Annotated in this window: 20 protein-coding genes; 5 read left to right on the top strand and 15 right to left on the bottom strand. The window is 61.1% G+C overall.

What is annotated here, in order from left to right:
• Nucleotides 1-15: 15 nt before the first annotated feature.
• The 7 genes from C5L10_RS12095 to C5L10_RS12060 all read right to left on the bottom strand — a co-directional run bounded on the left by C5L10_RS12095 (nucleotide 16) and on the right by C5L10_RS12060 (nucleotide 6,085).
• Nucleotides 16-849: a phosphatidate cytidylyltransferase gene (locus tag C5L10_RS12095; RefSeq protein WP_105429861.1), complete on the bottom strand. Its 834-nt coding sequence runs from the start codon at nucleotides 847-849 to the stop codon at nucleotides 16-18.
• Nucleotides 849-1,592, bottom strand: coding sequence for an isoprenyl transferase (locus tag C5L10_RS12090; RefSeq protein ID WP_105429860.1), 744 nt, complete (start codon nucleotides 1,590-1,592; stop codon nucleotides 849-851). The genes C5L10_RS12095 and C5L10_RS12090 overlap by 1 nt, the downstream gene beginning before the upstream one ends.
• 52 nt (nucleotides 1,593-1,644) lie before the next feature.
• A complete protein-coding gene (gene frr / locus C5L10_RS12085; RefSeq protein WP_046606279.1) occupies nucleotides 1,645-2,202 on the bottom strand; it encodes a ribosome recycling factor in 558 nt (185 codons plus the stop codon).
• Between the two features lie 45 nt (nucleotides 2,203-2,247).
• The gene (gene pyrH / locus C5L10_RS12080) at nucleotides 2,248-2,970 is read right to left on the bottom strand and encodes a UMP kinase (protein WP_046669286.1); all 723 of its coding nucleotides are present in this window, start codon (nucleotides 2,968-2,970) and stop codon (nucleotides 2,248-2,250) included.
• 115 nt (nucleotides 2,971-3,085) lie between these two features.
• On the bottom strand, nucleotides 3,086-4,012 hold the full coding sequence (gene tsf, locus C5L10_RS12075; protein ID WP_037087306.1) for a translation elongation factor Ts: 927 nt from the start codon (nucleotides 4,010-4,012) through the stop codon (nucleotides 3,086-3,088).
• Between the two features lie 231 nt (nucleotides 4,013-4,243).
• On the bottom strand, nucleotides 4,244-5,023 hold the full coding sequence (rpsB, locus tag C5L10_RS12070) for a 30S ribosomal protein S2 (protein WP_046669285.1): 780 nt from the start codon (nucleotides 5,021-5,023) through the stop codon (nucleotides 4,244-4,246).
• 213 nt (nucleotides 5,024-5,236) lie between these two features.
• Entirely contained in the window at nucleotides 5,237-6,085 is an 849-nt protein-coding gene (locus C5L10_RS12060) for a cell envelope integrity EipB family protein (protein ID WP_105429859.1), read from the bottom strand.
• A gap of 110 nt (nucleotides 6,086-6,195) precedes the next feature.
• Between C5L10_RS12060 and C5L10_RS12055 the strand changes: the two genes are divergently transcribed.
• Genes C5L10_RS12055 through C5L10_RS12040 form a run of 4 tightly spaced genes read left to right on the top strand, consistent with a single transcriptional unit; the run spans nucleotide 6,196 to nucleotide 9,082 of the window.
• Nucleotides 6,196-6,666: a RidA family protein gene (locus tag C5L10_RS12055; protein WP_105429858.1), complete on the top strand. Its 471-nt coding sequence runs from the start codon at nucleotides 6,196-6,198 to the stop codon at nucleotides 6,664-6,666.
• The gene (locus tag C5L10_RS12050; protein WP_172717003.1) at nucleotides 6,663-7,400 is read left to right on the top strand and encodes a glycerophosphodiester phosphodiesterase; all 738 of its coding nucleotides are present in this window, start codon (nucleotides 6,663-6,665) and stop codon (nucleotides 7,398-7,400) included. Before C5L10_RS12055 ends, C5L10_RS12050 begins: the two co-directional genes overlap by 4 nt.
• 8 nt (nucleotides 7,401-7,408) lie before the next feature.
• Nucleotides 7,409-8,605, top strand: a complete 1,197-nt coding sequence (locus C5L10_RS12045) for a GNAT family N-acetyltransferase (RefSeq protein ID WP_105429857.1) — start codon at nucleotides 7,409-7,411, stop codon at nucleotides 8,603-8,605.
• Nucleotides 8,606-8,650: 45 nt separating this feature from the next.
• Nucleotides 8,651-9,082 carry an HIT family protein gene (locus C5L10_RS12040; protein WP_105429856.1) on the top strand — a complete coding sequence of 144 codons (432 nt, stop codon included), beginning with the start codon at nucleotides 8,651-8,653 and terminating at the stop codon, nucleotides 9,080-9,082.
• Nucleotides 9,083-9,085: 3 nt separating this feature from the next.
• Here C5L10_RS12040 and C5L10_RS12035 read toward each other — a convergent pair whose 3' ends face one another.
• The 8 genes from C5L10_RS12035 to C5L10_RS12000 all read right to left on the bottom strand — a co-directional run bounded on the left by C5L10_RS12035 (nucleotide 9,086) and on the right by C5L10_RS12000 (nucleotide 16,125).
• Nucleotides 9,086-9,424 (bottom strand): AzlD domain-containing protein, encoded by a 339-nt coding sequence (locus C5L10_RS12035; RefSeq protein ID WP_105429855.1) that lies wholly within the window; start codon nucleotides 9,422-9,424, stop codon nucleotides 9,086-9,088.
• Nucleotides 9,421-10,170 (bottom strand): AzlC family ABC transporter permease, encoded by a 750-nt coding sequence (locus C5L10_RS12030; RefSeq protein ID WP_105401443.1) that lies wholly within the window; start codon nucleotides 10,168-10,170, stop codon nucleotides 9,421-9,423. Before C5L10_RS12030 ends, C5L10_RS12035 begins: the two co-directional genes overlap by 4 nt.
• Before the next feature lie 89 nt (nucleotides 10,171-10,259).
• Nucleotides 10,260-12,791, bottom strand: coding sequence for an ATP-dependent Clp protease ATP-binding subunit ClpA (gene clpA, locus C5L10_RS12025; RefSeq protein WP_046669275.1), 2,532 nt, complete (start codon nucleotides 12,789-12,791; stop codon nucleotides 10,260-10,262).
• Nucleotides 12,792-12,801: 10 nt separating this feature from the next.
• Entirely contained in the window at nucleotides 12,802-13,155 is a 354-nt protein-coding gene (clpS, locus tag C5L10_RS12020; RefSeq protein ID WP_007758328.1) for an ATP-dependent Clp protease adapter ClpS, read from the bottom strand.
• A 255-nt stretch (nucleotides 13,156-13,410) separates the two neighbouring features.
• Nucleotides 13,411-13,761, bottom strand: a complete 351-nt coding sequence (locus tag C5L10_RS12015) for a phasin family protein (RefSeq protein ID WP_105416371.1) — start codon at nucleotides 13,759-13,761, stop codon at nucleotides 13,411-13,413.
• A gap of 272 nt (nucleotides 13,762-14,033) precedes the next feature.
• Nucleotides 14,034-14,237, bottom strand: coding sequence for a DUF3126 family protein (locus C5L10_RS12010; RefSeq protein WP_037088580.1), 204 nt, complete (start codon nucleotides 14,235-14,237; stop codon nucleotides 14,034-14,036).
• A 161-nt stretch (nucleotides 14,238-14,398) separates the two neighbouring features.
• Nucleotides 14,399-15,220: a serine O-acetyltransferase gene (cysE, locus tag C5L10_RS12005; protein ID WP_046637726.1), complete on the bottom strand. Its 822-nt coding sequence runs from the start codon at nucleotides 15,218-15,220 to the stop codon at nucleotides 14,399-14,401.
• Between the two features lie 116 nt (nucleotides 15,221-15,336).
• The gene (locus C5L10_RS12000) at nucleotides 15,337-16,125 is read right to left on the bottom strand and encodes an alpha/beta fold hydrolase (protein ID WP_105429854.1); all 789 of its coding nucleotides are present in this window, start codon (nucleotides 16,123-16,125) and stop codon (nucleotides 15,337-15,339) included.
• 172 nt (nucleotides 16,126-16,297) lie between these two features.
• On the opposite strand from C5L10_RS12000, the gene C5L10_RS11995 reads away from it, so the two are divergent.
• Nucleotides 16,298-16,543 carry a zinc-finger domain-containing protein gene (locus tag C5L10_RS11995; RefSeq protein WP_007758304.1) on the top strand — a complete coding sequence of 82 codons (246 nt, stop codon included), beginning with the start codon at nucleotides 16,298-16,300 and terminating at the stop codon, nucleotides 16,541-16,543.
• The last annotated feature ends 12 nt before the right edge of the window (nucleotides 16,544-16,555 follow it).

The raw sequence follows: 16,555 nt of genomic DNA, 5'->3' as shown, positions 1-16,555 counted from the left end.
CCGGCCGCCCAGACCTCAAAACCCGAAGAGGAAGCCTGCAACCGACACATCAAGATGGCCCGTCATGGCCGTATAAACAAGCGTCAGCAGAAACGCCGCGAAACAGGCGAAAACGAGGCCGTCGACGCGATCCATGACGCCGCCATGCCCCGGAATGAGGTGGCTGGAATCCTTCACGCCGAACCGACGCTTGATGAAGGATTCGAACAGGTCGCCGATCTGGCTGGCAACGGAAAGCAGAAATGCGATCGCCACCGTCCAGATCGACAGCCGGGAAAAGACGCCGAGTGTCAGGGCGGAGCTTGCGATCACGCCAGAAACCGTGCCGCCGATCGCACCGGACCAGGTCTTGCCGGGCGAAATGCGCGGTGCAAGTTTCGGCCCCTTGAGCGCGCGGCCGACGAAATAGGCGAGGATATCGGTCGCCCAGACGACCGCGAAGATGAAGAGTGTCGCCACGAACCCCGCCTGGTCTTCGGCACGGATCGCCGCCAGCGAGATCCCGCTCAAGCCCGCGTAGAAGATGCCGCCCGGCAGCCACCAGCTGCCCTTGCGCAGCAGCACGAGAAGAAGGGCGGTGACTACAGCGCCGCCGAGAATCGGCACGGAAAGCTCACCTTCGTCGACCACCAGGTCGATGGCGATCAGAAAAATCGCAACCCAGCCGAAGGCGTTCGCACGAAAATCGCGCTCGGCGGCCCGCGTGATCGTCGACCATTCGTAATAGATCAGGACCGCCATGGCGGCAGCCAGTATGCGGAACGCCAGGCCGCCATACCAAGTGGCCGTCAGGACAACGGCCGCCAGAACCACCGCGGATGCGATGCGGCGCTTCAGTTCAGTGCTCATCAACCGCCCACCGCTATCGTCTTGTTCGACAGTCCGCCGAAGCGCCGGTCGCGGGAGGCATAGATCTTCAGGGCGTCGAAGAAGAGTTTCCGATCGAAGTCGGGCCAGTAGTCCGGCAGGAAGACAAGTTCGGAATAGGCCGCCTGCCAGAGCAGAAAATTCGAAAGCCGCTCCTCGCCGCTGGTGCGGATGATGAGGTCCGGATCGGGAATGCCGGCGGTATCCAGCTTTGCGCTGATCTTGTCCGCGTCGATCTCGGAAGCCTTGAGGACACCGGCTTCGACGTCCCGGGCGAGCATGGCGACCGCACGGGCGATCTCGTCGCGCGCACCGTAGTTGAAGGCAATGACCAGCGTCAGTGCCGTGTTGAACCTCGTCGTTTCCTCGGCTTCGAGAAGAAGCGGAAGAATGTCGCTGCGCAGCTTCTCGCGTTCACCGATCACCCGAATGCGGACATTCTCGCGGTGCAATTCGGCCAGATCCTGGCGGATGAAGCGCCGGAGGAGACCGAGGAGATCCCTCACCTCGGTTTCGGGCCTGCTCCAGTTCTCCGAAGAAAACGCAAAGAGCGTCAGATATTTGACGCCCGCATCGCCGGCAGCCCGCACCGTCTCGCGAACCGCTTCGACGCCCTTGCTGTGTCCGACCGTACGAGGAAGCCCGCGCTTGTTGGCCCAGCGTCCATTGCCATCCATGATAATGGCAACGTGTTGAGGGATGATCTCAAGCTCGGGATTCACCATATTCTAAACGGCTCCTTTGGCCGCCGGAATATGGCGGCAAACCAGGCCTAAGTTAGACCTGCATGATTTCCTTTTCCTTATCCGCAAGCAAGCGGTCGACTTCGGAAATCGTATCATCCGTCATCTTCTGCACTTTTTCCGACTGCGAGCGGCTCTCGTCCTGGCCGATGTCGCCGTCCTTTTCGGCCTTTTTCAGGCCGTCCATGCCATCGCGGCGGACGTGACGGACAGCAACCTTCGCCTTTTCCGCATAATCATGCGCAACCTTGACCAACGACTTGCGGCGCTCCTCGTTGAGCTCGGGAAGCGGGATGCGCAGGTTCTGGCCATCGACGATCGGATTGAGGCCGAGATGTGATTCGCGGATCGCCCGGTCGACGGCGTTGACCATCGACTTGTCCCAGATGGATACGCCCAGCATACGCGCTTCCGGCACGGTGATGTTGGCCACCTGGTTGAGCGGCACGCGCGAACCATAGGCTTCGACCATCACCGGATCGAGAATATTGGCCGAGGCGCGGCCGGTGCGCAGCGACGCGATATCGCTTTTGAACGCGTTGATCGCGCCTTCCATGCGGCGCTTGATGTCGTTGAGGTCGATTCCACTCATCCGTCTACTCCCGTATGTTATCTGGGCGGCCCGCGATGCCGCGCCTCAATTGTCCGCTACGATGGTCTTGCGGCCGCCGCCGGTCAAGATTTGGGCGAAGCCGCCCTTCTCATGGATCGAAAAAACAATGATCGGGATGGAGTTTTCGCGAGCGAGCGCCACCGCCGCCACGTCCATCACCGCCAGACCCTTTTCGAGCACTTCGCCGTGCGTCAGCGTCTCGAACCGGGTCGCCGTCGGGTCCTTCTTGGGGTCGGCCGAATAGATGCCGTCCACCTGGGTGCCCTTGAAGATCGCTTCCGCACCGATTTCAGCCGCGCGTAGCGCTGCCGCCGAATCGGTCGTGAAGAACGGATTGCCGGTGCCGCCGGCGAAGATCACCACCCTGCCCTGTGCCATGTGGTGCACCGCCTGGCGCTGCGAGAAGCTCTCGCAGATCTCCGGCATCGAGATCGCCGACAGAACCACCGTGTCGACGTTCAGCTTGCGCAGCGAAGTGGCAAGCGCCAGCGCGTTGATCACGGTGCCGAGCATCCCCATGTGGTCGCCGGTCACCCGGTCGCCGCCCTTGGAAGCCACGGCAACGCCGCGAAAGATGTTGCCGCCGCCGACGACCACGCCGACATCGACGCCCATGGCGCGCGCTTCGGCGATATCGGAGGCGACCCGATCGGCAACCGCAACATCGATGCCGAAACCCTGGCTGCCCATCAGAGCTTCACCGGAGGCCTTGAGCAAGACACGCTTGTAGAGGGGCTGAGGCGACATGGAGGCTCCTTGAAATCGAAATGCAATGCGGAGGGTCAAACGGGTTGCGGATACACGAAGGGCACCGGTTTGTCACCGGTGCCCTTGCGCTTTCGACAGCTTTAGCTAACGAATATCAGCCTTTGGCGACCGCTGCTACTTCAGCGGCAAAATCCGATTCTTCCTTTTCGACGCCTTCGCCGAGCAGAAGACGGGCCATGCCGGTGACTTCGATCGAAGCGCCAGCGAGCTTTTCAGCATCCTTGACGGCTTGGCCGACGGTCACGTCCGGGTTGATGACGAAGGCCTGCGACAGAAGGGCAACTTCCTCGAAGAACTTGCGCATGCGGCCGTCGACCATCTTTTCGATGATCGCTTCCGGCTTACCGGAAGCGCGCGACTGCTCGATGAACACGTTGCGCTCGCGCTCGGCCACAGTCGCGTCGACTTCTTCGGCGCGGATGGCGAGCGGGTTGGTGGCAGCGATGTGCATGGCAACCTGACGGCCGAGCGAGGTCAGGACTTCCTTGTCGCCGACCGACTTCAGGGCGACCAGGACGCCGAGCTTGCCGATGCCGTCGCCGGCAGCGTTATGGACGTAGGTCGCGACGACGCCGTGCTCGACCTGCAGCAGGGCGGAGCGACGCAGCGTCATGTTCTCGCCGATCGTGGCGATAGCGTCCTTGATCGTGTCGGCAACCGGCTTGCCGGAAGCGGGATAGGTGGCAGCCGAGATCGCCTCGACGGAGCCGTCGGTCGCCAGCGCGACGCTGGCGATGCCGCGGACGAGGTCCTGGAAGGCATCGTTGCGGGCAACGAAGTCGGTTTCCGAGTTGAGTTCGATGACGACGGCCCTGTGGCCGGCGCTGGCGATGCCGATCAGGCCTTCGGCTGCGGTGCGGCCGGACTTCTTGTCGGCCTTGGAGATGCCCTTGGCGCGCAGCCAGTCGATCGCCGCTTCGATGTCGCCGTTCGTTTCAGTCAGCGCCTTCTTGCAGTCCATCATGCCTGCGCCGGACTTTTCGCGCAGTTCCTTTACCAGTGCAGCGGTGATTTCAGCCATTGTTTTGCCTCTTGTCGGTTCAAGTGCTTCTCGCCGGAAAAACGTCGGCGGACTCAAAAGTTTTGGGACGAATGTACCCGGAAGTGTGACAGCGTGATGAAGACATCACGAAAGCGATCGCCTCGACGACCAAGCGGTGGCGGCTCGCCTTGAAACGACCAAGGCCAGGGATCGCTATCTCTGGCCTCGATCGAATTTCACAAAGGAGGAGCGGCAGGCCGCTCCGTCCCCTTAAGCCTGAGCTTCTGCTTCAGCTTCGCCTTCGAGCGCCGGCTCGATCGGAGCTTCGGCAGAACCGCCGATGTCGCGACCCGAAGCGCCCTGCTGGCGCGCGATGCCGTCGATGGCAGCGCGGGCGATCAGGTCGGTGTAGAGAGCGATGGCGCGCGAGGCGTCGTCATTGCCCGGGATCGGATAGTCGATGAGGTCCGGATCGCAGTTCGAATCGATGATGGCGACGACCGGGATGCCCAGGCGCTTGGCTTCGTCGATAGCGATCTTTTCCTTGTTCGTGTCGATGATGAACATCAGGTCCGGAGTGCCGCCCATGTCGCGGATACCGCCGAGAGCCTTGTCCAGCTTTTCGCGTTCGCGCTCGAGGTTCAGGCGTTCCTTCTTGGAGTAGCCGGAAGCTTCCGAATTCAGGATTTCGTCGAGCTTGCGCAGGCGCTGGATCGAGTTCGAAATGGTCTTCCAGTTGGTCATCATGCCGCCGAGCCAGCGGGAGTTGACGTAATACTGGGCCGAACGCTTGGCCGAGTCGGCGATCAGTTCAGACGCCTGGCGCTTGGTGCCGACGAACAGAACGCGGCCGCCACGGGCGACGGTGTCGGACACGACCTGAAGGGCGCGCGACAGCATCGGAACGGTCTGGGCCAGATCAATGATGTGGATGTTGTTACGGTCGCCGAAGATATACGGCTTCATCTTCGGGTTCCAGCGGTGAGTCTGGTGGCCGAAGTGGACGCCTGCTTCGAGAAGCTGGCGCATAGAGAAATCGGGCAATGCCATGCCTTGTTATCCTTTTCCGGTTGAACCTCCGCAAGGCGAACAGCACCCTCTTCGAGAATGCCACCGGGCGGAACGGTCCGGATTTCTCCCGGACAATCCCATGCCTTACGTGTGGAATGCGGCTGGCCATACATTCGATTTGCCGCAAAAGCAAGAGCTTTGCCGAAATCACCTCGGCGTGCCGGCATGTGAGCGGCAGTCAGCGACGGACGGCTATTTCGCCGGCGCCGGGCATGGGTCCTGCTGCGGCTTCAGGAGCTCCAGCTTGGCGAGGCTGCCCGACAGCACGAAGTCACCGTAGTCCATGGTGAGATCGCGGGTGATGCCGTTTTCGTAGAGCTTGAACGACATGTTGTAGACCGGGGTCGGGTCGCCGACCGCATTCTCGTTGAAATAGGCGATCGTCACCGGCCAGAAGGAAGACTTTGCAAACTCGCCGGCCTTGTCGGCATCGACATCGTCCTTCTGCGCGGTCTGCGACTTGCCGATCACCGTCGTGGTCAGCAGCGCCTGGTCGCCGTTTTCCGAGCCGTCGAAGACCCGCGCCTCGAAGAAACTCTTGCCCTGCTTGGCATTCGCGATGACGTCGAGCATATGGCTGGTCGGAAAATCGCTCGACGGCAACTCGATCTCACGGCCGTCGGGCTGGGTGATTTCCACCTTGATGCCCTTGTCGACGATCGACGCGTCGCCGCTCAGCTGCTTGTCGAGCTGCTCGTCGGTGAAGGACTTGGTCTCGAAATGGAACTGGTTTGCGGCCATGTCCTCGAAGGTGGTGGTCTGCTGATCGCTGAGGCGCGTCTCCTCGCCCGTGCTGATCTTGGTGACCAGTCGGAAATTGGTGGAAAAACCGGTGCAGGCCGAGCCGGTGAATTCATAGACCATGCGGCCGAACATGCCTTCGATGCCGGAACGTTCGGAGGCATTCTTGAGCTTCAGGTCGTAAATGGCGCGATGCGGGACGAGCAGCCGGGCAGCAGCGTCGGTATTCGCGTCCGCGGAGGTGGCAGCCACAAGGCTCAGACCGCCGGCAAGGATCACCCCGAGGCTCATTCGCAACATTCACATTCTCCTGTTGGACTCAGTTGGTGATGTTATAAGAACGCCATCTGACCAAGCTAAGGCCTTGATGCAGGATTTTTGAAGAATTTACAACAAAACGGGAGTCGAAAATGACCGAAGCCATCGAAGGCCGCCTGCAAGAATTGGGGATCGAACTCCCCGTCGCGGCAGCACCCGCCGCCAATTACGTGCCATATACGATCAGCGGCAATACCCTTTATCTTTCCGGCCAATTGCCGATCGAAGGGGGCAAGGTCGCGGTAACCGGTCTTGTCGGACGCGATGTGGATTTGCCGGCAGCGCAACGGGCAGCGGAACTCTGCGCCATCAACATCCTCGCCCAGGCGAAGGCTGCACTCGGGGGCGATCTCGGCAGGATCCGACGCATCTTGAAGCTCAACGGCTTCGTCGCTTCGACACCTGATTTCGTCGAGCAGCACCTCGTCATCAACGGCGCCTCCAACCTGATCGCCAACGTGCTCGGCGACGCCGGCAAACATGCCCGCGCCGCCGTCGGCATGGCCTGCCTGCCCCTCAACGCCTCCGTCGAAATCGACGCCATCATCGAGATCGAAGCATGACCTCCGCATCCTGGATCAAGGACCTCCCGGTCGCCCATCGCGGCTTTCACGACATGAACCACCAGGTCTGGGAAAACACGCTGTCTGCCTTTTCCCGCGCGGTGGAAGCCGGCTTTGCGATCGAATGCGACGTGCAGCTTGCCGCCGACAGCGTTCCGGTGGTCTTTCACGATCACGACCTCGAGCGGCTCTGCGGCATCAAGGGCGATATCCGCGAAAAGACCTCGGCCGAACTCGGCATGCTCGCGGTCGGGGCTACCCAGGACAAGGTCCCGACCCTGAAGCAGATGCTCGCGCTCGTCGCCGGCAAGGTGCCTCTGGTCATCGAGATCAAGGGGCGCGAAGGCGACGGCGAGGACGACGGGTTCGCCGAGGCGGTGCTCGAAGTTCTCGAAGGTTATCAGGGCAAGGTGGCGCTGATGAGCTTCGACTATCACATTCTGCGCGATCTCAAGACGGCCGGTTCGCCCTACCCGCTCGGCCTGACGGCGATGGGCGACAAGCCGGAGGAATTTTTCGAACACGACGAGGCCATGCAACTGGGCCTCGACTTCATTTCCTACCACTACCCCCACCTGCCGAACACGTTCGTCACAGCCCAGAGAGCGACTGGAATTCCGGTCATTACCTGGACCGTGAGGGATGCAAACGGCCGCGAACATACCTATAAATATGCGGACCAGATGACCTTCGAAGGTTTTGATCCGCGGGAGGCAACCTCCCCCTCCCTGTAAAGCAGAGTATGACCGGTAATCTTACCATCCGCATCGAAAAGTCCTTCTGCGCGATCAGGCCGGCAAGCTGGTCGCGCCTTTCGGGCACCTCCAAGTCGTCCTCTTCGGACGTGCCCTACAATCCGTTCCTGTCGCACGCCTTTCTCTCGGCGCTGGAGGAATCGGGCTCGGCCACCGCCAAGACCGGCTGGCTCGGCCACCATCTGCTTCTCGAAGACGACAAGGGCACGCTGATCGGCGCGGTCCCCGGTTATCTGAAAAGCCACAGCCAGGGCGAATATGTCTTCGACCACGGCTGGGCCGACGCTTTCGAGCGCGCCGGCGGGCGTTATTATCCGAAGCTGCAATGCACCGTGCCGTTCACGCCGGCGAGCGGACCGCGGCTGCTGGTTTCCGAAGGTTACGACCGGGTTTCGACGGAGCTGACGCTCGCCGCAGGTCTCCAGGAGGTGACACGCCAGCTCGGCATCTCGTCCGCGCACGTGACCTTCGTGGCGGAAGACCAGGTCGCAGCCTTCGAGGAGGCCGATTACCTGCACCGCACCGACAAGCAGTTCCATTTCATCAACGAGGGTTATGCGAACCACGACGCGTTCCTCGAAACGCTCGCGTCCCGTAAGCGCAAGGCGCTGAAGAAGGAACGGCGTTCAGCCCTGGAAAACGGCATTACGATCGACTGGCTGACCGGCAAGGACCTTACAGAGGACATCTGGGACCAGTTCTTCACCTTCTACATGGATACCGGCGGCCGCAAATGGGGCCGTCCCTATCTCACCCGGGCGTTCTATTCGCTGATCGGCGAGCGCATGCCCGAGGACATCCTGCTGGTGATGGCCAAACGCGAGGGAAAATACGTCGCCGGCGCGATCAACTTCATCGGCGGGGACGCGCTTTATGGCCGCCACTGGGGCTGTATCGAGGACCACCCCTTCCTGCATTTCGAGGTCTGCTACCACCAGGCGATCGATTTCGCGCTCGCCAAGGGCTTGAAGCGGGTCGAAGCGGGCGCGCAAGGGGAACACAAGCTGGCGCGCGGTTACCTGCCTGTCACCACCCATTCGATGCACTATATCGCCCATGCGGGACTGAGGCGCGCGATCGCCGACTATCTGGAGCACGAGCGCGAAGACGTGGAGCAGATGACGGAATATCTCGCCGAGCACAGCCCTTTCCGCAAGGGCGAGCGCCAGCAGGAACAGGACTAGAGCTCGGAAAGATCGGGCCGGCAAAACTAAGGAGAGGACATCACGATGAGCGGACAGGCTTACGACAGCAACAACATCTTCGGAAAAATCCTGCGCGGCGAGATCCCGTGCCACCGGGTCTACGAGGACGACGATACCCTTGCCTTCATGGATGTCATGCCGCAATCGCACGGTCACCTTCTGGTGGTCCCGAAAGCCCCATCGCGCAACATCCTCGATGCCGATCCTGCTGTGCTTTCGAAGGTGATCCCGGTGGTGCAGAAGCTCGCCAGGGCCGCTAAAGAGGCTTTCGAAGCGGACGGAATCACGGTCATCCAATTCAACGAACCCGCCGCCGGACAGACGGTTTACCATCTGCATTTCCACGTCGTCCCGCGTTACGAGGGACAGCCGTTGAAACCCCATTCGGGCCAGATGGAGAATAACGACGTGCTGGCGGCAAATGCCGAAAAGATCATCGGCGAATTGGGCAACTGACCATTAGAACCCGATCCACCAGAGACCGGCGACCAAAAGCACCATGGGCACCGCCACACCGATGCCGACCTTGCGGCCGGTCGCCAGGAACACGGCAAAGCCGATGCCGGCGGCCCCGACCCTCAGCCAGAGCGGCGTGCCGGCGAGCGTGCCGTTCGGGAAGACGATCAGCTTCGCGGTGACGGCCATGACGAGCGAGGTCGCCACCGCCCTCACCCAATACAGCGCCTCGGAATCCTCGTTCAGCCGGTTGCCGGTGAAAACCCCGAGCCAGCGCCAGATATCGGTCGCCAGGAAACCGGCGACCGCGATGACGATGAAGGTCCAGTATTCGGCAATCATCGCCTGGCCTCCTGCCCGACGCGCTTTCTCTTCCGGCGCGCCCTGTCGATCAGATAGGCCACAGTTCCGCCACCGACGCCGGCGCAAAGCACGTCGAATTGCGGGGTCACCAGCGCCAGCGTCGGGCCGAGGATCATCCCCATCACGAAGGCGATCTTGACCACCGGCTGGTGCGCACTCACCCAGATGGAAGCGTTGAAATAGACCGGCGTCAGGAAGAACAGTATGCCCGCGACGACCGGCGGAAAGCCCGAAACGATGTCGTAGAAGACCCCGACGACAAGGGTGCCCGTCAAGGTCAAAGTCACCCCAAAGCCGGCGAAATAGATCGCCCGGTATTCGCGCGGCACGTTGCGCAGCGTGGTGATCGCGAACACCCAGGACGTGATGGCGATGAAATGCGAGAGGATCAGCAGCAGCCAGATCGGCGTGCGCCTCGTGCGCATTTCCGGGACGACCGAGGCGACCATCGGCATCATGCGGATCGAGGAAAGCGTGACTGCGAGGAAACAGGCTGCGATGTTGGCGCCGCCCGCCATGCTGCCGACCAGAATGACCTGCGCCGGAAGCGCCCAGATCGCCAGCGACATGAAGACCGCCTCGGCGCGCGTCAGCCCCGATTCGAGCGCAAAGGCGCTGAAACCGACGATCGAGGTCAGGAGAATGAGGGCCGGAAGCGAGAGCAGACCCCGCATGCCGGTAAAGAACCAGGATAGGGCGTTGCGGTCGTCACTGTCTGGAGACATCGGCATTCCGGCGGATATGGGAAAAGGCTCGTCATCAAAACGACGATGCCGGGACAAGCCCGGCATCGCAGGAGTTCCATGCGAAACTGTTATTTGCTCTTCGGCACGCGCGGCACCGTGGTGCTCTTGCGCGGCGGCGTCTTCGGCGCATCTTCCGAAGCGATCACATCCGCGTCGACCATGGCGCGAGCCCGGGCCGAGCCGCCGTCCTTGTCCTTCGACGCCGACTTCTTCGGCGCCTTGGGCTTGGTGACCTTGGCCTCGGCTTCCTCGGCGGCCTCTTTCACCTCGGCCTCCGGCTTCGGCTTCACGGGCGTCGCTTCGGAAATCGAGTCGAGGATGAGCTTGTCCTTGCCATCCTCGCCCTTGCCGACGGTAACGCGAACCACGCCACCCTTACGCAGCTTGCCGAACAGGATCTCGTTGGCGAGCGGCTTCTTGATGTATTCCTGGATGACGCGCGAGAGCGGGCGGGCACCCATCTTCTCGTCATAACCCTTTTCCGCCAGCCAGGCGATCGCGTCCTGATGCAGGTCGAATGTGACGTTGCGTTCCGAGAGCTGCGTCTCGAGCTGCATGACGAACTTCTGCACGACCTGATGGATGACCTCCGTCGGCAGCGGTGCGAACGGGATGATCGCATCGAGACGGTTGCGGAATTCCGGCGTGAACAGACGGTTGATCGCCTCTTCGTCCTCGCCGGTGCGCTTGGACGAACCGAAGCCGATGGCGGCCTTGGCCATTTCCGACGCGCCCGCATTGGTCGTCATGATCAGGATCACGTTGCGGAAGTCGATCTTCTTGCCGTTGTGGTCGGTCAGCGAACCGTGGTCCATGACCTGCAGCAGGATATTGTAGATATCCGGATGCGCCTTCTCGATTTCGTCGAGCAGGACCACCGAGTGCGGATGCTGATCGACGCCATCGGTCAGGAGACCGCCCTGGTCGAAGCCGACATAACCGGGAGGTGCGCCGAGCAGCCGCGAGACCGTGTGGCGTTCCATGTATTCCGACATGTCGAAGCGCAGTATCTCGACACCGAGCGAGGCGGCCAGCTGTTTGGCGACTTCCGTCTTGCCGACGCCTGTCGGGCCGGAGAAGACGTAGGAGCCGATCGGCTTGTTCGGCTCGCGAAGGCCGGCACGGGCGAGCTTGATCGCCGTCGACAGCGCTTCGATCGCCGCATCCTGGCCGTAGACGACCGAACGCAGTTCCTTTTCCAGGTTGGCGAGAACCATCTCGTCATCCTTGGAGACGGTCTTTGCCGGAATCCGCGCCATGGTGGCGATCGTTGCTTCGATCTCCTTCTCGGTGATCAGCTTGCGGCGCTTGGAGGCCGGCAGCAGCATCTGGGCCGCACCGGTCTCGTCGATCACGTCGATCGCCTTGTCCGGAAGCTTGCGGTCGGAGATGTAGCGGGCCGACAGTTCGACGGCCGACTTGATCGCTTCGTTGGTGTAACGCAGCTTGTGATAGTCCTCGAAATAAGGCTTCAGGCCCTTCATAATCTCGATCGCATCCTCGATCGACGGCTCGTTGACGTCGATCTTCTGGAAGCGGCGAACCAGAGCCCGGTCCTTTTCAAAGAACTGGCGGTATTCCTTGTAGGTGGTCGAACCGATGCAGCGGATCGAGCCCGAAGACAGAGCCGGCTTCAACAGGTTCGAGGCATCCATCGCGCCGCCGGAGGTGGCCCCGGCGCCGATGACGGTGTGGATCTCGTCGATGAACAGAACCGCACCCGGATACTCTTCGAGTTCCTTGACGACCTGCTTCAGGCGTTCCTCGAAATCGCCGCGATAACGGGTGCCAGCCAAGAGCGTGCCCATGTCGAGCGAGAAGATGGTGGCGTCGGCGAGCGCCTCCGGCACCTTGCCTTCGATGATCCGCTTGGCGAGGCCTTCGGCGATCGCCGTCTTGCCGACGCCCGGATCACCCACGTAGAGCGGGTTGTTCTTGGAACGGCGGCACAGGATCTGGATCGTGCGGTTGACTTCGGCATGGCGGCCGATCAGCGGGTCGATCCGGCCATCGCGGGCCTTTTCGTTCAGGTTGACGCAATAGGCCTTGAGGGCATCCTGCGGTTTCTTGGCGGAACCTTCCTCCTGGTCGCGGGCGGAGGGCTTGGCTTCCGGCTCGCTGTCCTCGGCGCCGCGCGGCGTGCGGGTCTGGGAGGTGCCCGCGCGCTTGCCGATGCCGTGAGAAATGTAGTTGACCGCGTCGTAGCGGGTCATTTCCTGCTCCTGCAGGAAAAACGCCGCATGGCTTTCCCGTTCCGCGAAGATCGCGACGAGAACGTTGGCGCCAGTCACTTCCTCGCGGCCCGAGGACTGGACGTGGATGACGGCGCGCTGGATGACGCGCTGGAAGCCGGAGGTCGGCTTGGAATCCTCGTCGTAACCGGTGATCAGGTTGGCAAGTTCATTATCGACATAGTCGGTGACGGTCTTGCGCAGCGTTTCCAAATTGACGTTACAAGCGCCCATGACCGCGGCTGCGTCGGCATCGTCGATCAACGCCAAAAGCAGGTGCTCGAGCGTGGCATATTCGTGATGCCGCTCGTTGGCAAAGGTCAGTGCCTGATGCAGCGCCTTTTCTAGACTAGGCGAAAATGTTGGCACGTCGGGTTCCTCACTTCTTTTCCATGACACATTGCAGCGGATGCTGGTGTTGCCGGGCGAAGTCCATGACCTGGGACACTTTGGTTTCCGCTACTTCGTATGTAAATATTCCGCATTCCCCCACGCCGTGATTGTGGACGTGGAGCATGATACGCGTCGCTGCCTCCCTGTCCTTCTGAAAGAAACGTTCCAGAATGTGGATGACGAACTCCATCGGCGTATAATCGTCATTCAGCAGCAGTACGCGGTAGAGGTTGGGCTTCTTTGTTTTCGGCTTCGTGCGCGTGATGACCGAGGTACCGCGATTTGCGTTGTCTCCGTCGCCACCCTTTTCAGCTTGCATCAAGATCGGCAGTGCGATCATCTTCATTCATTCCCCAGTCATCCGGCGGGTTCGTCCGAATGGCCGAACGGCCGGACTTTAGTCTTCCTAACTTAGTTCATTGAACGCGGATTTTAAGCCCCCTTTGCGGCCACGCAATCACTATTCCGCTAAAGAGACGATGGAACATGCCGAAAGTCGCGTATTTCCGCATTGGCATGAATCAAAAAGGCCGGCAGCGCTGAACGCCGCCGGCCTTCTATGGTGAAGGCGTCGCTTTGGGGGCCGCTATGCGCGTTACGCGGCGTTTGCGGTCACCACGGCGGTCGACTTGGCGACCGGCGCTTCGTAGGGCTTGTAGGCCGTCTTGGCGAGATCGGCATACATGTCGGTAATCTTGGTCGACTCGGCAATGAAGCTCTCGTAAGCCGACTTTACATAATTGGTCTGGAGTTCGAACGCCGCTTCGACGCTGCGGGTGGAAGCGAGCGCCTCCACGAAACCCGTCATGTCCTGGAAGGACTTCTTGGAATAGTCGGTCGCTTCGGTGGCAATCGCCTGATAACCCTTGGCGATCTCGGAATAGCTCTTCAGCATTCCGTCCATCGCTTCCTTGCTCTTCTTGTTGGCCTCATCGAAATTGAACATCGCCGGTCCCTTTGTTCTATTCGGATGCGCTGATAGAAAGCGGCGAGCCGATAAAAGTCAAGGCTGATTTGTGCGCCGCAAAATCACCTTTGGTTGCAGCCGCATCCATGCGATTGCATAGACCGATTCACCTTCCTGATTTTGTGAAGATATATCAGCGGATCGCAACTAGCCGTGCAAAAACGCCGCAGCCATTTTCTTTCCCGGCGGTCGCTCCGCACGAATCAAAAAAGCGGGCCTGTCAGCCCGCCTTGAAGTCGCGGCCGGTTCGATCAGAGATCGACTTCCAGGATCGCCATGGAAAAATTGTAGGAGCGGTCGCCATCCTCGTCATCGATATAGACGACGCCAAGAAACTCGTCTCCGAGGTAGACTTCGGCCGAGTCGTCCTTGCGCGGACGCGCCTTGACGATCGCCTGCGGATTGATCACGCGCTTGAAATAGGCGTCGAGTTTTTTGATTTCGTCCGGTTTCACGTTTCTCTCCGTCAGCGGTTCTCGGTTGCGGCGCTTTTGGCATGGGACAAAGGCGAAAGTAAAGCCGCCAGAAGTAGCCTTTGCCGCTCTTTTGCGATGTTCCATGGGGCCGATGTTCAGCGAACCCAAAACATCGGCAGCGGCGGGCAAACGCAGACGAATCAGTCGTCGGCACCGAGAAGCTGGTCCATCAGGCGCGACGGTTCCGAACACCCAGCGCTCCCGACCACCTTTGCCGGCACGCCGGCGACGGTCGACTTCGGCGGTACGGCCTTCAGGACCACCGAGCCCGCGGCGACGCGCGAGCATGACCCGACCTCGATATTGCCGAGGATCTTGGCGCCGGCACCAATGAGGACGCCGTTGGCGATCTTCGGATGGCGGTCGGCGCCTTCCTTGCCGGTGCCGCCGAGCGTCACCCCATGCAGGATCGAGACATTGTCGCCGATGACGGCAGTCTCGCCGACCACGAGGCCGGTGGCGTGGTCGAGGAAGATGCCCTTGCCGATGCGGGCTGCCGGGTTGATGTCCGTCTGGAAGACGCTGGAGGAGCGACTCTGCAGATAGAGCGCAAAATCGCGGCGGCCGCGGTTGAACAGCCAATGCGCCAGCCGGTGCGCCTGGATCGCGTGGAACCCCTTGAAATAGAGGACCGGCTCCATGAAACGCAGGCAGGCAGGATCGCGGTCGTAGACGGCCTGGATGTCGACGCGCATGATCGCGCCCCATTCCGGCCAGTCGGCCAGCATTTCCATGAAGGTCTGGCGCAGAAGGACGTCCGGAATATCCGCATGAGCGAGGCGCTCGCAGATGCGGTGCACGACGCATTCCTCGAGCGAGCGATGGTTGAGCACGGCAGAATACAGAAATGCAGCGAGCAGCGGGTCCTGCTCGGTTGCCGCGCGCGCCTCCTGGCGCAACGTATCCCAGATGGGATCCATCGTTGCGACCTGCTCCTGGCGGATTTCAGTTCTTGCGGCCATCGCCGTCTCCTCGTTTGCCGTATGGCAGAGCTTTCCAAGGCCAGTATATAGAATAAGTTTACGCCGAGACCAATGGGCGCAAAATCGCATTCCGTTGATCGTTAGAATGAAGAAACCTACGGCCTTGCGGAGAGTTCCGCGTAGAAGTCGACAACCGCCTTCTTGAACACCCGGTCGCCGACTGCGAGCATGTGGTCGCGTCCGGGAATATCGAGGGCAATCGCGTGCGGCATCAAGGCGGCAAGCTCCTGCGCGGAACCGGCGATGTCGTCGGTGGTTCCGACCCCGATCAAGGTCGGCGCGTCGATCCTCCCCATGTCTGCGCGGGTCACCAGATCCCTCGAACCGCGAATACAGGCGGCCAGAGCCTCCCTGTCGCTCTTCGTCTGGTCGGCAAAGGCGCGGAACATGCGGCCGCGGGCATGGCTGACGTCGTCGAGCGAAGGGGCGAGCAAGGCGTCTGCGATCGGGTCCCAATCCCCTACCCCGTCGGTCATGCCGATGCCGAGACCTCCCAGAACCAGGGAACGTACCCGATGCGGATGGGCGAGTGCGGAAAAGACCGAAATGCGTGCGCCCATCGAATAACCGAAGACATGCGCTTCCGGGATCCTCAAGTGATCGAGGAGCGCCATCGAATCCTCGGCCATCACCCATGGCCGATAGGCTTCCGGATCGCGCGGCTTGTCGCTTGCCCCATGCCCGCGATTGTCCATGGCAATCACCCTGTAACCCGCGTCGCCGAGCGTCTTCAGCCAACCCGGATGCACCCAGTTGACCAGCGCGCTCGAGGCAAACCCGTGGATGAGCAGCACCGGATCGCCCGACGGATCGCCTTCGTCGAAATAGGCAAGATCGAGACCCTCGTGGGAAAACTTGGAGAAGGCAGGCGCGTTGAGATTCATCGGGGCAGTCCTCATTGACGCCGGGAACATAAGGGATGAACAGCGACGTTTGAACCCGTGCCCGACACGAAATCGACGCGCCTGCGGCGGTTTTCCCACTACACAATCGCCAAGCGGGCGGCTAATGTCCGGCGCAAATCAGACACGCCGCATTCAAGTATCGGAGACCATCATGGCCGGGCACAGCATTCCCCACTTCCAGAACGACGGCGGGCATCGCTTGATCCAGATCGGCGTCAAGGAATTCATGTGCACCGGCGCTTCGGTTCCCTTCGACCATCCGCATATCTTCATCGACATGGGCGACGACAACGAGAAGGTCTGCTCCTACTGCTCTACCCTCTACCGCTACAATCCGTCGCTGAAGGCCGAACAGACCGACCCGCCGGGCTGCGTCTTCCACGTCAAGGCCGCCTGATCGGCATCTGAT

Source organism: Neorhizobium sp. T6_25, from assembly GCF_002968555.1.
Classification (GTDB): domain Bacteria; phylum Pseudomonadota; class Alphaproteobacteria; order Rhizobiales; family Rhizobiaceae; genus Neorhizobium.
Note: the sequence above shows the minus strand (reverse complement) of the source record. Positions and strands in the feature narration are given on the sequence as shown.

What these genes read in the sequence shown, in the direction of transcription:
- C5L10_RS12015 (WP_105416371.1), bottom strand. Translation starts at nt 13,761, where the DNA reads ATGTTCAATTTCGATGAGGCCAACAAGAAGAGCAAGGAAGCGATGGAC.
- C5L10_RS12030 (WP_105401443.1), bottom strand. Translation starts at nt 10,170, where the DNA reads ATGTCTCCAGACAGTGACGACCGCAACGCCCTATCCTGGTTCTTTACC.
- C5L10_RS12050 (WP_172717003.1), top strand. Translation starts at nt 6,663, where the DNA reads ATGACCTCCGCATCCTGGATCAAGGACCTCCCGGTCGCCCATCGCGGC.
- C5L10_RS12040 (WP_105429856.1), top strand. Translation starts at nt 8,651, where the DNA reads ATGAGCGGACAGGCTTACGACAGCAACAACATCTTCGGAAAAATCCTG.
- C5L10_RS11995 (WP_007758304.1), top strand. Translation starts at nt 16,298, where the DNA reads ATGGCCGGGCACAGCATTCCCCACTTCCAGAACGACGGCGGGCATCGC.
- C5L10_RS12000 (WP_105429854.1), bottom strand. Translation starts at nt 16,125, where the DNA reads ATGAATCTCAACGCGCCTGCCTTCTCCAAGTTTTCCCACGAGGGTCTC.
- C5L10_RS12045 (WP_105429857.1), top strand. Translation starts at nt 7,409, where the DNA reads ATGACCGGTAATCTTACCATCCGCATCGAAAAGTCCTTCTGCGCGATC.
- pyrH (WP_046669286.1), bottom strand. Translation starts at nt 2,970, where the DNA reads ATGTCGCCTCAGCCCCTCTACAAGCGTGTCTTGCTCAAGGCCTCCGGT.
- C5L10_RS12035 (WP_105429855.1), bottom strand. Translation starts at nt 9,424, where the DNA reads ATGATTGCCGAATACTGGACCTTCATCGTCATCGCGGTCGCCGGTTTC.
- clpS (WP_007758328.1), bottom strand. Translation starts at nt 13,155, where the DNA reads ATGATCGCACTGCCGATCTTGATGCAAGCTGAAAAGGGTGGCGACGGA.
- C5L10_RS12055 (WP_105429858.1), top strand. Translation starts at nt 6,196, where the DNA reads ATGACCGAAGCCATCGAAGGCCGCCTGCAAGAATTGGGGATCGAACTC.
- C5L10_RS12095 (WP_105429861.1), bottom strand. Translation starts at nt 849, where the DNA reads ATGAGCACTGAACTGAAGCGCCGCATCGCATCCGCGGTGGTTCTGGCG.
- cysE (WP_046637726.1), bottom strand. Translation starts at nt 15,220, where the DNA reads ATGGCCGCAAGAACTGAAATCCGCCAGGAGCAGGTCGCAACGATGGAT.
- C5L10_RS12090 (WP_105429860.1), bottom strand. Translation starts at nt 1,592, where the DNA reads ATGGTGAATCCCGAGCTTGAGATCATCCCTCAACACGTTGCCATTATC.
- C5L10_RS12060 (WP_105429859.1), bottom strand. Translation starts at nt 6,085, where the DNA reads ATGTTGCGAATGAGCCTCGGGGTGATCCTTGCCGGCGGTCTGAGCCTT.
- tsf (WP_037087306.1), bottom strand. Translation starts at nt 4,012, where the DNA reads ATGGCTGAAATCACCGCTGCACTGGTAAAGGAACTGCGCGAAAAGTCC.
- rpsB (WP_046669285.1), bottom strand. Translation starts at nt 5,023, where the DNA reads ATGGCATTGCCCGATTTCTCTATGCGCCAGCTTCTCGAAGCAGGCGTC.
- frr (WP_046606279.1), bottom strand. Translation starts at nt 2,202, where the DNA reads ATGAGTGGAATCGACCTCAACGACATCAAGCGCCGCATGGAAGGCGCG.